Origin of the sequence: Actinoplanes sp. NPDC023714, from assembly GCF_040639855.1 — a bacterium.
In the GTDB taxonomy this organism is placed as follows: domain Bacteria; phylum Actinomycetota; class Actinomycetes; order Mycobacteriales; family Micromonosporaceae; genus Actinoplanes.
This window is the reverse complement of sequence record NZ_JBFAAR010000002.1, coordinates 1,383,058-1,396,652: the sequence shown is the minus strand read 5'-3', so window position 1 is coordinate 1,396,652 and position 13,595 is coordinate 1,383,058. Positions and strand designations below refer to the sequence as shown.

General features: G+C 74.4%; 13 protein-coding genes. 5 read left to right on the top strand and 8 right to left on the bottom strand.

The features are described from left to right. The first annotated feature begins 29 nt into the window (after positions 1–29). Positions 30–839, top strand: a complete 810-nt coding sequence (locus AB0G10_RS14690) for a hypothetical protein (protein ID WP_360920307.1) — start codon at positions 30–32, stop codon at positions 837–839. Between the two features lie 21 nt (positions 840–860). On the opposite strand, the gene AB0G10_RS14685 is transcribed toward AB0G10_RS14690, so the two are convergent. Beyond that, a complete protein-coding gene (locus tag AB0G10_RS14685; protein ID WP_360920304.1) occupies positions 861–1,796 on the bottom strand; it encodes a glycosyltransferase in 936 nt (311 codons plus the stop codon). Between the two features lie 205 nt (positions 1,797–2,001). On the opposite strand from AB0G10_RS14685, the gene AB0G10_RS14680 reads away from it, so the two are divergent. Next, positions 2,002–2,652, top strand: coding sequence for an HAD-IA family hydrolase (locus tag AB0G10_RS14680; RefSeq protein ID WP_360920301.1), 651 nt, complete (start codon positions 2,002–2,004; stop codon positions 2,650–2,652). Between the two features lie 5 nt (positions 2,653–2,657). Here AB0G10_RS14680 and AB0G10_RS14675 read toward each other — a convergent pair whose 3' ends face one another. After that, complete coding sequence (locus AB0G10_RS14675) at positions 2,658–3,866, bottom strand: MFS transporter (RefSeq protein WP_360920300.1); 1,209 nt, start codon at positions 3,864–3,866, stop codon at positions 2,658–2,660. Between the two features lie 238 nt (positions 3,867–4,104). Between AB0G10_RS14675 and AB0G10_RS14670 the strand changes: the two genes are divergently transcribed. Next, positions 4,105–5,730: a nucleotidyltransferase family protein gene (locus tag AB0G10_RS14670; protein WP_360920296.1), complete on the top strand. Its 1,626-nt coding sequence runs from the start codon at positions 4,105–4,107 to the stop codon at positions 5,728–5,730. Positions 5,731–5,847: 117 nt separating this feature from the next. Beyond that, positions 5,848–6,462, top strand: coding sequence for a class I SAM-dependent methyltransferase (locus AB0G10_RS14665; RefSeq protein ID WP_360920294.1), 615 nt, complete (start codon positions 5,848–5,850; stop codon positions 6,460–6,462). A gap of 161 nt (positions 6,463–6,623) precedes the next feature. Here AB0G10_RS14665 and AB0G10_RS14660 read toward each other — a convergent pair whose 3' ends face one another. Together AB0G10_RS14660 and AB0G10_RS14655 are read right to left on the bottom strand one after the other, a co-directional pair. Beyond that, positions 6,624–7,214 carry a hypothetical protein gene (locus AB0G10_RS14660; RefSeq protein ID WP_360920291.1) on the bottom strand — a complete coding sequence of 197 codons (591 nt, stop codon included), beginning with the start codon at positions 7,212–7,214 and terminating at the stop codon, positions 6,624–6,626. Between the two features lie 95 nt (positions 7,215–7,309). Further along, the gene (locus tag AB0G10_RS14655) at positions 7,310–8,470 is read right to left on the bottom strand and encodes a lipase family protein (protein ID WP_360920290.1); all 1,161 of its coding nucleotides are present in this window, start codon (positions 8,468–8,470) and stop codon (positions 7,310–7,312) included. Positions 8,471–8,599: 129 nt separating this feature from the next. Here AB0G10_RS14655 and AB0G10_RS14650 point away from each other — a divergent pair, with 129 nt between their 5' ends. Further along, a complete protein-coding gene (locus AB0G10_RS14650; RefSeq protein ID WP_360920287.1) occupies positions 8,600–9,319 on the top strand; it encodes a glycosyltransferase family 2 protein in 720 nt (239 codons plus the stop codon). On the opposite strand, the gene AB0G10_RS14645 is transcribed toward AB0G10_RS14650, so the two are convergent. From AB0G10_RS14645 to AB0G10_RS14630, 4 genes are read right to left on the bottom strand one after another with little or no spacing between them, the layout of a single operon-like run. Beyond that, positions 9,297–11,021: an ABC transporter ATP-binding protein gene (locus AB0G10_RS14645; RefSeq protein WP_360920285.1), complete on the bottom strand. Its 1,725-nt coding sequence runs from the start codon at positions 11,019–11,021 to the stop codon at positions 9,297–9,299. The two genes, AB0G10_RS14650 and AB0G10_RS14645, sit on opposite strands and share 23 nt — an antisense overlap. Next, positions 11,011–11,439, bottom strand: a complete 429-nt coding sequence (locus AB0G10_RS14640; RefSeq protein ID WP_360920283.1) for a lasso peptide biosynthesis B2 protein — start codon at positions 11,437–11,439, stop codon at positions 11,011–11,013. Before AB0G10_RS14640 ends, AB0G10_RS14645 begins: the two co-directional genes overlap by 11 nt. After that, positions 11,436–11,696 carry a lasso peptide biosynthesis PqqD family chaperone gene (locus tag AB0G10_RS14635; protein ID WP_360920280.1) on the bottom strand — a complete coding sequence of 87 codons (261 nt, stop codon included), beginning with the start codon at positions 11,694–11,696 and terminating at the stop codon, positions 11,436–11,438. The genes AB0G10_RS14640 and AB0G10_RS14635 overlap by 4 nt, the downstream gene beginning before the upstream one ends. After that, positions 11,674–13,566 carry a lasso peptide isopeptide bond-forming cyclase gene (locus AB0G10_RS14630; protein ID WP_360920756.1) on the bottom strand — a complete coding sequence of 631 codons (1,893 nt, stop codon included), beginning with the start codon at positions 13,564–13,566 and terminating at the stop codon, positions 11,674–11,676. The genes AB0G10_RS14635 and AB0G10_RS14630 overlap by 23 nt, the downstream gene beginning before the upstream one ends. Positions 13,567–13,595 lie beyond the last annotated feature (29 nt).

Below are 13,595 nucleotides of genomic sequence, written 5' to 3'. Positions count from 1 at the left end.
GCCTGACCGGGTGGCTGCCGTTCGTCACGGTGCTGGCGGCCGGCGCGCTGCACGCCGCCTGGAACGCGCTGGCGAAGGCGACCTCCGATCCGTACGCCGGGTTCGCGCTGATCGGCGCCGGCCAGGCGGTCATCGGCCTGGTGTGCCTCGGCTTCGTCACGGCGCCGGCGCCGGCGTCGTGGCCCTGGCTCGGCGCCTCGATCATCGTCCACGTCGTCTATCTGTCGCTGCTGGCGGCCTCCTACCGGGTCGGCGACTTCTCGCAGATGTATCCGCTGGCACGCGGCAGCGCCGTGCTGTTCAGCGGGTCCGTCGCCATCGCGGTGATCGGGGAGCGGTTCGGCGGGTCGCAGCTGCTCGGCCTGGCCGCGATCACCGCGGGGCTGCTCGCGCTGGCCGTGCCGGCCGCCCGCAGCGGGCCACGCGGGCCGTGGACGGCGCTGGCGACCGGGGTGTCGATCGCGGCGTACACGATCCTGGACGGTGTCGGGGTGCGCCTGTCCGGCGATCCTCTCGGCTATGCGGCCTGGCTGTTCGCCGGGCTCGGGCCGGTCGCGATCGGGTGGGCGCTGCTGCTGCGCGGACGCGGGTTGCTCGATGCCGTCGCCGTGCAGTGGCGAACCGGGATGGGCGCGGGCGTCATCTCGACCCTCAGCTACGGCGCCGTCATCGTGGTGCAGTCGATGGCGCCGCTGGCCGCCGTCGCCGCGCTCCGCGAGACCGGCGTGGTGGTGAGCCTGGTCATCGGCGCGGTCGTCTTCCGGGAGCGGGTGACGCCGGGACGGGTCGCGGCGGCGTGCGCCGTGGTCGCCGGCGTCATGGTCTTCCAACTGGCCTGACGCCCGGTGCCGGCCGGGCGCTCAGGGCAGCGTGAGGGCGCGCAGCGCCGCGGCCAGTTCCGTGACACCCTCCCGGTGCATCGTCACCGCCAGGCGGTCGTGGAAGCGCCGCCGCAGGGACTCGCTCTCGGCGGCGTCGACCGTCCCGCGTCGTTCCGCGATGGCCAGGGCCCGGCTGAAGCCGTCGGCCGCCATCAGGGCGGACGCCCAATAGAACGAGGATCCGTGCTCGTCCCGGCTCGCCGAGCCCTGGCCGGCGCGGGGGATCCGGTAGGCGGCCTCGGTGTCCGGCAGGAAGCCGAGGCCGTCGCCCGCGGCCAGCAGCCGGAACCAGGCGTGGTCGTCCTCGGCGACATGGGTGGCGGGGAACGGGTGCTGGGCTGCCAGCGCGGTCCGCACCGACACCGTCGAGGTCAGCGTCGTGTAACCGCGTTCGACGCCGATCGGGATCCACGCCGCCGGCCCCTGCAGGGGATTCTCGTGCGACTCCAGGATCTCCTGCACCGAGGGGGTGAGCTCCCGCCTCGGTACGACGGTGCCGGTCTCGTCGATGACCGAGAAACTGGAGTACACCATGTCGATGTCCGGCCGTTCGTCGAGCAGGCGCCGGGTGCGCCGCAGCCGCTCCGGATGCGCCAGGTCGTCGGAGTCCTGGAAGAGCACGAACGGGGCGCCCCGCCGCGCCGCCCACCGCACGCCGTCGTTGCGCCGGGCGCCCGGCCCGCCCCGGCTCCCGGCGCGGATGACCGTGATGCGTTCCGGGTCGATCGCGCGGATCCTCTCGAGGCCGTGCTGGACGTCCGGTCCGGGCGACGCGTCGTCGGCCACCACGGCGTGCCAGCCGGGGTCGCTCTGCCGCAGCAGGCTGTCGACGGTGGCGTGCAGATGGTCCCAGGAGGCGGCCGACCGGCAGTAGTGGGGGATCACGAATACCGGCGTGCCACCGTTCTGGCGCATCTCCCGATCCTTCCTGCCGATGAAAGCATTCGGTGACGGAACATAACACGATTCAGGGGCGCCGGAATCGAGGTGAAGCCAGCCTTAGTGAACCGTTCAATATGGGTGCTGAGATGTCGTTTCACAATTCCTTCCGGCGATACCGTGACCGGGTCACCGGAATTGCCCGGCGCCTATCCGAAACAGCAGACACACGGGAGCGACATTGGCCAGGTGGACCATCGGACCCGTTACCGCCGCCCTATTCGACCTCGACGGCGTGCTCGTCGACTCCATGGCGGCGATCGATTGGTGCATGCGGACCTGGGCGGTGGAACGGGGCCTCGACCCGGACCATGTCATCGCGTTGTCGCACGGCCGGCGCGACACCGACATCCTGGCGCTGGCCCTGCCGGGCACCGACCCGGGCCCGGAGCTGGACCGCATCGCGGAACTCGACGTCGCGGCACTGCCGAAGGTGCGTGCCGTGCCGGGCGCCGCCGACCTCCTGAACGTGCTCGAGCCGGGCTCGTGGGCCGTGGTGACCTCCGGCGCCGCCGGCATCGCCCGGGCACGCATCGAGGCGGCCGGGTTGCCGGTCCCGGATTTGATGATCACCGCTGACGACGTGCTGGCCGGCAAGCCCGACCCCCAGGGCTATCTGCTGGCCGCGGAGAAGCTCGGTGTGCTGCCGCGGCACTGCGTGGTCTTCGAGGACGCCGAGGTCGGGCTGCTCGCGGCGGCGCGCGCCGGGGCACACCGGATCCAGGTCGGTGGCGGGGCGCCCGCGGTGCCGCTCAGCGACGGCTGGGTCGCCGACCTCACCGGTGTCCGGGCGGCCGTGGAGGGCGACCGGATCCTGTTCTCCGGACGCTGAGCCGATCAGTGCGCGTGGTCGTGGGCCGGGCGCCGCCGCCGGCCGCGCAGCAGGGGATCCGCCAGCAGCAACGCGGCCGCCCCCAGGCAGAACAGGACCGCGATCCAGAACACCGCGACGCTGTAGCCGGGAACGACCAGTGGGGCGACGATGCCGACGGTGGCGCCGACCTGGATCACCGCGGTGTAGGCGCCGGCTCCGCCGCTCAACCCCGACCTCAGGGAGTCGCCCAGCAGCACCATGCCGATGCTCTGGAAACCGGCGGCGAAGACCGCGTACAACGCCTGGGAGAACACCAGCATCGGATAGCCGCCGCCCAGGGCCACCGTCGCGAAGGACAACACGCCGGTGACGCAGACACCGAGCAGCGTCCACCGGCTCCCGAAACGGTCGCTGATCGAACTCAGCGGCGCCAGCACGAGCACCTCGACCGCGACGGTGACGGCGAACAGGGTGGAGATCAGCGGCTGGGGGATGTCCTCGCCGAGCGCGTACAACGGCAGGTACACCTGCCGCAGGCTGTCGGCGGCCCGCATGAGCAGCACCGCCAGCGCGGCCGCGAGAACGACGAGCTTCGTGGTCCGCGCGGCGCCGGCCGCCGCGCTCCCGTCCGCCGCGGCGGCGCCACCGGCTGCCGCGGGCCGGGGCAGCTGAGCGACCAGGGCGGCGCCGAGGGCCAGCCCGATCGCCCACCGGATCGGTGCGGCCACCGGGCCGAACGCCTGTTCCGCCGCCGCGGCGAGCGAGAACACCCCCAGCCCGCCCAGATACCCGGCCACGAAGATCGTCCGCAGGACGGCGACGATCCGCGCCGCGGACGCGCCGGCCAGGTTGCTCGCCACGGCGACGTAGAGCGGATACGTCAAGCTCATGGTCATCACCAGCGCCGCCGCGGGATGGAGCCGCCATGCCGGTCCGCCGGCGGCGACCACGACGAGCCCTCCGGCGGAGACCACCGCGCACAGGGTCAAGCTCCATCGGGGTACGCCGATCCGGCGCACCACCGGCCCGACCGTGAGCACCAGGGTCGCGGCCGTGAGCGCCCCGATGATGAAGAAGGCGGCGATCTGCCCCTTGCTCGCGCCCTGCCCGGCCAGCTCCAGCGGCAGGGTGACCGTCACCAGGCCGGTGAAGACCGCATTGACCAGCACCCCGGCCGACACCGCCACCGGTACTTCCCGGAACCGGCCGAACCATCGGTCGTCGTCGTGCATCCCGGCGCTGTCCCTTCATCGTCACGTCCGCGCCGCCGCCCGGAACGGGCGCGCGCATCGAACGCAACCTATCCACATCGCGCGCGGGCATCCGCCGGCGACGCGCGGATGGGCCGATGATTAGACGACCATCCAGATCCCCCGTGGCGGCCCGCCGATGACCGCCGGCCGGGCCCCGTCCGCTGTTAGCGTGGCCGCTCGGTGACGCCCGCTCGGACGAGGTAAAGGGGACCACGGGATGACAGTGACGGCACCGCCCCCGCGCGCCATCGACGACCCGAAGGTGAGTTCGCTGCTCTGGGCCGCCGGCCGCGACGACGTGACACCCGATCTGGGCGCCGTCGATCCGGACGAGTTGTTCACGGCCCTGCACGCGCACCGGCTCGACGGCCGCTTCTGGACCCGGATCCGGGACAGCGAGCACGGCCGGCGCCACCCCGGGTTGGCACGCCGGGCGGAGGAGCGGATCCGCGACATCCGTACGCAGGTGCGCCGCCGCGCCGAGCTGACGCGGCGGCTGGCGGCCGCCCTGCGCGAGGACGGCGGCACGCAGCCCCTCATCCCGCTCAAGGGGTTCACGCTGATGGCCCTGACCGGGGATCCCGACGCGGTGCGCTACAGCGGCGACCTCGACGTCGTCCCGGACGACCCGGCGGCCCTGGCCCGGGTGGCGCGGGGGCTCGGCTTCGCGGTGCAGGGTCCCACCGAGGTGCTCGACGAGTACGCCCGGATGGTCGCGCCGGACCACGGCATGATCGAGATCCACTCCTACTTCCCGGTCCCGCACTGGTCCCCGCTGCCGGCGGGCGCCGTCGATCCGGCGGCTCATCCGGGAGCCTGGGCCCACGAGGTGGCGCTGCCCCACCACCACGTGCGGTTCACCGACCTCGCCCCGCACCTGGTGCCGTCGGCTCCGGTCACCGCGCCCGACGGCACCGCCCTGCTGCCCCCCGGCATCGCCGTCCTGCGCCCCGAGGCCGCCGTGCTGATCCAGGCCGCGCACCTGTTCGGCGACTACGTCCGGACGGTGTTCCCGCTCCCCGCCGGGACCATTCGCCTCGACGAGCTGGCGAGCGTGCGCCGGATGTGCGCGCTGCCGGGGTTCGATCCGGCCGTCCTGCGCGCGCTGATCGACGTGACCCGCAGCGCCGACATCGTCGGCTTCCTCCGGGCCGCCTCGCTGGACCTGCTCGGCCACGACCCGTTCGCCGCGGCGCTCGGCACCTTCCAGCGGCCCGCCGTACTCCCGGTCGACCTGTGGTGGGACGGTGTCGAGGGGTTCCTGACGGACCTGGGCTGGCACCCCGGCGAGCTGGTCGTGCGGCGGGAGGGCCCGCTGGACGTCCTGCGCCGGCTGGGCACGGCCGCGCTGACGGTGCCGGTGGGCGGGCCCGCGGTGACGGTCGCCGTGCCCGGCGACGGCGGGGCGCGGGCTCCGCGTGTCATCCACCGATCGCGGCCCGGCCAGCCTCTCACCGGCCATGTGGAGTTGTCCGCCGGCCGGCACGCGCTGAGTATCGAGCTGTCCGTCTCCGCCGCGGAGCCGGGCTGGATGACCGCCGTCTCGTGCAACTTCGGCGATCACCGGTGGGAGGTGTTCTTCCACGGCCCGGATCAGCCGGTGCAGTTCGACGACTACTCGATCGCCGACCTGCCGGCGGGCGGCGCCGGCCGGGATGCCACCGCCTCGGCCCACCGCGAGGAAGGGCGGGACGTGATCCGGGTGGAGATCCCCTGGCACCGCCTCGACGATCCCCACCACCGGTCCGGGCCGCTCGCCCTGCTGCTGGGGTTGCGCCGGCAGGAGATGCCGTGGGGCGCCACCGCGGCCGGCGTGATACTTCCTCTCGAATTGCGGTTCTAGTGACCCGTCCAAGCGTCGTTGCCCGCATTTCCACGATTCGTTAGCGTCGATGCGAATGGGATTCCACAACGGGGGAGGATGCCGCATGGCGAATAGTTCGGAAAATGGGGCGGTGCGATGACGGCCCCGCAGACGCCGCCTCTGCGGCGCCGTATCGTCCTCACCGCGGTCCGGACCGTCAAGCGATGGGCGCCGGCCACGGTCCGGCGCCGGCTCTGGGACTCGGAGTACGCCGCGGGGCGCTGGGACTTCCTCGACACCAGCCAGGACGACCTGCCCAACACGCTGATCACCAAGTTCGCCGACGGCGGCAGGATCCTGGATCTGGGCTGCGGCACGACCCAGAACCTGCATCTGGAGGCCGGCGGCTACGCGCTCTACCACGGTGTCGACATCAGCCCGGACGCGATCGCGCGGGCCCGGGCCCTCGGGCGCCCCGACAGCGCCTACGACGTCGCCGACGTGGTGTCCTACCCGATCACCGGCCGCTACGACCTGATCCTGCTCCGCGAGGTGATCTACTACCTGCCGCTGCGGGCGGCCGCCCGCCTGGTCCGCCGGTGCGGGGACAGCCTGACCGACGGCGGAGTCGTCGCCGTCATCATCTGGAACACCGAGATGTACGGCCGCACCGCCGCCGCGGCCCGCCGGTGCGGGCTCCCGATCGTCGACGAGTTCGTCCACGCGCCGGGCGCGGTGACCCTGCTGTTCGGCCCGCCGGCCACTCGCTGACGGTGGCCGCGCCGGCGCACCGCCGGTGACCGCCGGTCACCGCCGCGCCGGCGCACCGCCGGTCACCGCCGCGGCAGGTCGTGGGACCGCCGGTGCGGGTCGTGGAACCGCCGGGCGGGCTTTGGGACCGTCGAGGCAGGTCGTGGGACCGCCGCGGCGGGTCATGGAATGGTCAGCAGCGCGGCGGGCCGGTCATCGGCCCAGTCGCCGGGCAGCACGGCGAGAGCGTCGGCCACGGCCGCCGCCCGCAGGCCGGCGGAGCCCTTCACCGCGACGATCCGGGCGGCCTCCCCGTGGTGGCGTACCGGCACGATCCGGACGCCGCCCTTCATCAGGGCGGCGCTGCCGGTGACGGCGACCACCGGCAGCGGGGTGGCGGGACGGCCGGCGATCTGCCGGGTGATGGTCCACGGGCCCGATCCGGCGACGGCGTATCCGTCCATCGCCGCGGTGTCGAAGGCGGGTACGGGCGTGCGGGCGTGGATCGGCGCGGCGAGCACGCGCCCCCGGGCGTCGCTCACGGCGACGATCTCACCGGGGAGCGCTGCGGCGAGGGGACTCGCCGGGGGTGAGGGCGCGGCCGTGGCGGGCGGCCGGCGCGGCGCGGCCGTACGACCCGAACGCCTTCCTCGGCGAACTGACCGGCCCGTCGCCGGCACCGCGAGCGCCCCACCGGGCGGACTCCGCCGGCGGAGGATCTCCGGCGTCTCCTCAAAGCTGCCGGCCCCGTCGTCGCGCCACAGCAGAGGCATGCCGGCGATCCTGAAGGGAGGCCGGACATCCACGGGGGGAGATGTCCGGCCTCGCGATCATCAAATCACACGTCCATCGATCGTGACCATTCGGGTCAGGAGTGGAGGAAATCGGTCAGGATGCGGGGCAGGGCCAGTTCGGGCGCCATCCCGTGGTCGACGCCGGCGCCGAGGTCGACCAGCGCGGCGCGGGCGCCGTGGCCGCGCAGCCGATCGCGGCAGCCGGCCGAGTTGGCGATCGGCACGTCGCGGTCGCCGCCGGAGGCGTAGAGGGTGACCGGCACGCGGGGGCGCCAGTCGCAGAACGCGTCGGCCTCGGCCAGGGCGGCGCGGATTGCGCCGGAGGGGTGGCGTACCCGGTCGAGCTGGGCCGGGGTGAACAGGTCGGCCACCGTGGCGGGCAGCCGGGGGAAGATGTCCTCGTTGCGGTGGTCGCCGTCGAAGAGCGCCTCCACGGACGGGTCCCGGAACGCCTCGGCCGGGGCGCCGTACCAGCCGTGTATGCGGTTCCAGGCGACCGTCCAGTAGGCGAGGTAGGCGACCCCGTTCGCGATCTCGCCGTCCACCGCGTCGGCGATCAGCGTGCTCGGGCGCAGCGGCGCGGCGATCGGGGCGAGCCCGCCGAGCCGCAGGCGGGGATCGGCGCCCCGCTGCAGGGCCCGGCCGAGCGCCATGGTGGCGTGCCCGCCCTGCGAATGGCCGGTGACGAAGACGCGCGGCGCCGGGTCATGACCGTGCCGGGCCGCGAACTCCCGGGCGGCCCGCAGCGCGTCGACGGAGGCGGTGACCGTCGAGGCGGCGTGCGCGTACGGATGGAATCCCGGACCGACGCCCAGGCCGAGGTAATCCGGAGCCGTGGTGAGGAAACCGGCCGAGGCGAACAGCAGCGCCGCGGCCCGGTCGCTGCCGTCGGCGACCGAGGCGACCGAGCCGCGGTAGGCCGTCGTGCCGTGCAACCAGGTGGCCTGCGGAAGGGTGCGCTGCGCCCGGCGGGGCAGCACCACGAGGGCACTCGCGGTGGTGGGCCGGCCGGCCGGATCGACGGTCCGGTAGACGATCCGGGACGCGTCGACGCCGAAGCGGACCTTCGAGGAGTCCAGGTCGTGACCGTCGAGATAGCCGGCCACCTGTCCGGCGTCGAACCGGGCCACCGTCGTGGCGGAGAGAAGGATGCCGCCCGCGGAGACCGGCGCCGGGGCCGCACCCGCCAGCAGCGCGCCGCAGAGCGCGGCGGCGATGAAGCGAATCGATGTCATGAGCCGACTCTGCCGAGCCCGTCCGGGCAGGTCACTGGTGCTGACCACCCGATCGGGGGTAGGGGCAGCGTGACCGTCGCGCCGGCGGGGTATGAAGCGGCCGACCGGATGTCGACATTGGGGGATCGTGTGGAAGAGAAGCCCGTCGTGCTGCTGCCGGTGTTCCGGCCCCAGCCCTCCCTGCACGATCTGGTGACCGCGTTGCTCGCCGAGGGCTTCGCGCCGGCCCGGATCGTCGTGGTGGACGACGGCAGCGGCCCGGATGCGGACACGGCCCTCGGCGTTCTCCGCCGGCTCGGCTGTGCCGTGCTGCGGCATCAGGTCAATCAGGGCAAGGGCGTTGCGATCAAAACCGGTCTTGGGTACGCCGTGACGGAGCACCCGGGAACCGACGTGATCTGCGCCGACCCGGACGGTCAGCACCACGCCGGCGACATCGGCCGCATCGCCGCCCGCACCGGACGCGGCGCCGTCGTGCTGGGCGTCCGGTCGTTCGAGGACATGCCGCCGCGCAGCCGGTTCGGCAACACGCTCACCCGGGCGCTGTTCCGGGCCGCGACCGGCCACGACGTGTCGGACACCCAGACCGGCCTGCGAGCCTTCCCGGCGGACTCGATCGAGCACCTGCGCACGATTCCGGGGGAGCGCTTCGAGTACGAGATGAACGTCCTGCTCGACGCGGTGGGACGCGGCCGGCCGATCGAGGAGGTGACGATCCCGGCCACCTACCTCGACGGCAACGCCGGCTCGCACTTCGGCAGCCTCACCGACTCGATCCGCGTCTACCGGCCGCTGCTGCAGTACGCGACCACCTCCCGGCTGCGGTCTACCCCCGCGCCCCGGCCCTAGCCAGCCGGCGGTAGTAGGGGCTGCGGGTCAGCAGCTCCTCGTGGTCGCCGACCGCGACGACCCGGCCCTCGTCGAGGACGACGACCTGGTCGGCGTCGCGCACCGTGGAGAAGCGGTGCGCCGCCACGAGCAGCGCGCAGTGCCGGGCCACCTGCGCGACGGCGCGCCGCAGTGCCTGCTCGTTGTCCGGGTCGAGGTGGGCCGTCGGCTCGTCCATGAGCAGCAGCGCGGGCCGGGTGAGCAGCGCGCGGGCCACGGCGATGCGCTGGCGCTGCCCGCCGGAGAGCCGCACGCCGCGGTCGCCGAGCGGGCTGTCCGTGCCGTCCGGCAGCCGGCGGACGAGGTCGTCGAGGTTGGCCAGGCGCAGCACCCGGTCGATCTCGTGGTCCGGGGCGTCCGGCGCGGCATAGGTGAGGTTCTCGCGCAGGGTGCCGTGGAACACCGGGGAGTGCTGCTCGACCAGGCCGATCATGGCCCGGCACGCGGATCGGCGCAGGGTGCGGACGTCGGCGCCGCCGAGCAGGATCTCGCCGCTGTCCGGGTCGTAGAACCGCTCGGCCAGGGCGAAGATCGTGGACTTGCCGGCGCCGGAGCCGCCGACCAGCGCGATGTGCCCGCGTTCGGGCAGCCGGAACGAGACGCCGCGCAGCACCGGCCGGCCGGGGTCGTAGCCGAACCTCACGTCGCGGAACTCGAGCATCGGCGCCGGCTCGGGACGGCGGGCGGCGATCACCGGCGGGGGCGTGTCGGCCTCCACCGGCAGCGCCAGGACCTCGTTGATCCGGCGCAGCGCGCCGCCGCTCTCCTGCACCGCGCTCAGCGCCTGGAAGACCGAGCTGATCGGCACCGCCAGGTAGGTGATGTAGAGCAGGAAAGCGACCAGATCGGCCAGCGTGCTCTGCCCGGTGCTGACCCGTACGCCGCCGACGAGCAACACGGTCAGGAACGAGCCGTCCACGGCGAGGTGGCCGGCCGGCCCGACCGCGGCGTTCAGGCGTGCCGTGCGCAGTCCCTGCTCGAAGGCCGTGCGGGCGCGGGCCCCGATCCGCTCGGCCTCGCGCTGCTCGGCGCCGCTCGCCCGGACCGTGCGCAGCGCCGACAGCGCCCGGTCCAGGTCGCCCGCCATCTCGCCGACGGCCTGCTGACCGGCGTGCGCGGCCGCCCCGAGGCCGCGCATCACCGGCACCAGCGTGGTCAGGCCGGTCGCGACCAGCACCGCGACGACGAGGAACAGCACCGGGTCGAGCCAGATCAGCACGGCCACGGCGCCGGCCAGCCCGGCCACACCGGTCACCGCGTCGGCGCAGCCGTCGGCGACGACCCGGCGCAGGGCGAAGCTGTCGGTGCCGGCCCGGGAGATCAGATCCCCGGTCCGGTACCGGTCGTGGCACGGCATGGACAGCCGCAGCAGGTGGTGGATGAGGTTGAGCCGGATCCCGAGCACGATGTGCTCCCCGGCCCGGGCCAGCAGGTAGCTCGCGACCGCCTGGACCACGGCCTGCGCCGCGAAGAGCGCCACCAGCACCGTCACCAGGACGGCGAGCGGACGGCCGGCGCCGGTGGCCTCGACGATCTCCCGGACCAGCAGCGGCTGGGCCAGGCCCAGCGCCGACCCGCCGAGGGTGAGCGCCACCGCCACCGCGATCCGGCGGCGGTGCCCGGCGACGAGACCGAGCAGACCGCGGGCGGACTCAGCGAACATGCGGGGGCAGGGTGAACAGCGTCGCCAGATAGCCGGCCGGCATCGGCTCGCCGACCATCCGGCCCTCCGCCTCCACCCAGCTGTGCGCGGCGAACGGCGGCGCCACCCGGACGCCGACGCACCACGTGGGCCAGCGCCCGGCGGCCGGGCACAGCAGGACGGTGGCGAGCGAGCGGGGCAGGCAGCCCTTCGGGCCCAGGCAGCGCAGGCTGACCGCGAGCACCAGGTTCCGGGCCGCCTCGGCCTCGGCGTACGTGGCCGGCCCGGCGCCCCGGCGCAGCACGGCCAGCACCGCCCGGAGCCGGGCCGGCGGCAGCGTCGCCAGCCCGTGCGCGGCCAGGACGGCGGAGCGTGCCATCAGCCGCCGGCCGGGGGTCCCCGGCCGCGCCGGCCGGGTCAGCGCGGCCGGGGTGCTCATGAGCCGATCACCAGGCCCGCCGCAGTGAGCTCGGCGACCAACGCGTCGACGTCGCGCTCCGCGTGCTCGGCGTCCACGTCGAACTGGCCGCAGAGCACGTCGACGGCCAGCGTGCGGTCCCCGCCGTCCGCGATGACCTGCACGATCACCGAGGCGGTCGGGTTGAGCTGCCAGTACCGGCCGGCCCGGCCGTCGAGCAGGACCGTGCCGTAGTCGGTGGACGCCGTGGTCAGGTCAGGGTGCAGCCGAAGCGACATCGCCGAGGCTCCTCTCCGGTGCGGCGCCGGGCGGGCGCCCGCGCAGCCACACTTCGCAGCCGATGGTCGAATACAGGACGGCGTGACGCAGTGCCGGGTCGTCGCCCCGGTCGGTCAGCCCGATCAGGTGGTCACGGTCCACCAGGCCCATCCCGGCGAGCCGGGACTCCTGCCACATCGCGATGAGCGGAGCCCGGTTCTCCCGCAGTCCCCGTGCCGCGTCGAGGGCGGCCTGCGCCTTGGTGGTCCGGGCCAGGCACTCGTCCGGCACGATCCCGCGCATGGCTTCGACGAGCAGCGGCTTGTACCGCCACGGGGTGACCCGCTCCTGCGGGCGCACCGACAGGCAGGCGGCGATCACCCGGTCGTCGAGGAACGGCGAGGCCATCGGCAGGCCGATCCGGGCGCTCATCTGCTCCCACTGCCGCAGGATCCGGGCGGTGGTCCGGATCTGCTCGAGGTCGGTGTGCAGGCCCCGGTCGTCGCTGATCGGCCGCGCCGTGATGGCCGCCTCGCGCAGCGCGTCCGCTGCCAGACCCGCCGCGTACGAGGTGACCCACGGGAACAGCCGTGGCGCGGCGTTCCAACCGAGCGTGCCGGCGACCGGCGGCTGCATCGGCTCGCGCAGGTCCCGGGCGGCGTCGGCGAGCCAGCGGCGGTACGGCCGGCCGTCGGCGAGCGCGGCCAGCATCGGGCGCAGCCGCCAGTCGAACAGGGCCCGGAACCCGCGCAGCTGCCCGATCGCCGTGAGCGGGGCCCGGCGCAGCAGCCGGTGGTAGTAGGCCTCCGAGCACCAGGCGACGTGGTCCCCGCCGATGCCGGTCAGGTGCAGCCGGCTGCCGGCCGCGGCGAGGCGGGGCAGGTGGCTGAGGACGCGGGCCCGGTCCATCATCCCGATGGTGGGCTCGTCCAGGGGGTCGTCGATGTCCAGCAGACCCTCGTAGACCAGCGGCGACTCCTCGGCCCGCCAGACCACGTGCTCGACGCCGGGCAGCCGGGCCGCCGCCCGCCGCGCCCACACCAGGTCGTCGTCGGCCGGGTCCAGCCCGGGCCAGGTGTTGGCGATGAGCCGAAGCCGGCCACCGCCCGCCGCGCCGCCGCTGCCGGTTGGGGTGCTGCCGACGGAAGCGGCCAGGAAGGCCAGGGAGGTCGAGTCGAGGCCGCCGGACAGGTCGCAGCTGACCGAGCCGCCGGCGGCGGTGCGGGCGCGCACCGCGTCGGCGAGGGCGTCGCGGACCAGCGGGGCGCCCTCGGCCAGCGACCGTACCGGCTCCGGCGGCTCCCACCACTGCGGCAGGTCGACGTCCCGGCCGTCGCGGTGCACCAGCAGGTAGCGGCCCGCCGGGACGCCGTGCACGCCGTGCCACATCGGCGTGTCCAGCAGCGGGTGCGGTGTGGGCCAGAGCAGCCGGACGGCGACCTGCCGATCGTCCACCGCCGCCCCGAGCAGCGCGGCCAGCACGTCGGCCCGGTCGGCGGCCACCCGGACGCCGCCGATCACGGCGTGGTGGACGAGCCGCAGCCCGGAGGCGCTGCCCTGGACCCGCAGCCGGCCGTCGACGGCGGCCACCAGGTGGAAGCTGCCGCTCAGCGCCGCGGCGAAGGTGTCGAGCCCGGTGACGCCGGTGAGCCGCCCGGCGCAGCGGGTCAGTTCGAGTTCGGTGGTCGCGCAGGTGCCGATCACGGCGAGCCGGGCGGTGCCGGCCCGCGCCACGGTGACCTGGTCATCGGGCCAGCGGCCGACGAGCCAGGGCCGCCCGGACGCGTGCGCGACGGTACGGATGCCGGGGGAGTTCAGACGCCGGGCCACGGCGAGGCCCCCGTCGTGGTCCGGAAGGACCACGAAGAAGGACTCGCCGTTTCCCAGCATGTCGATCACGTTTGACATGAGGACGGGTC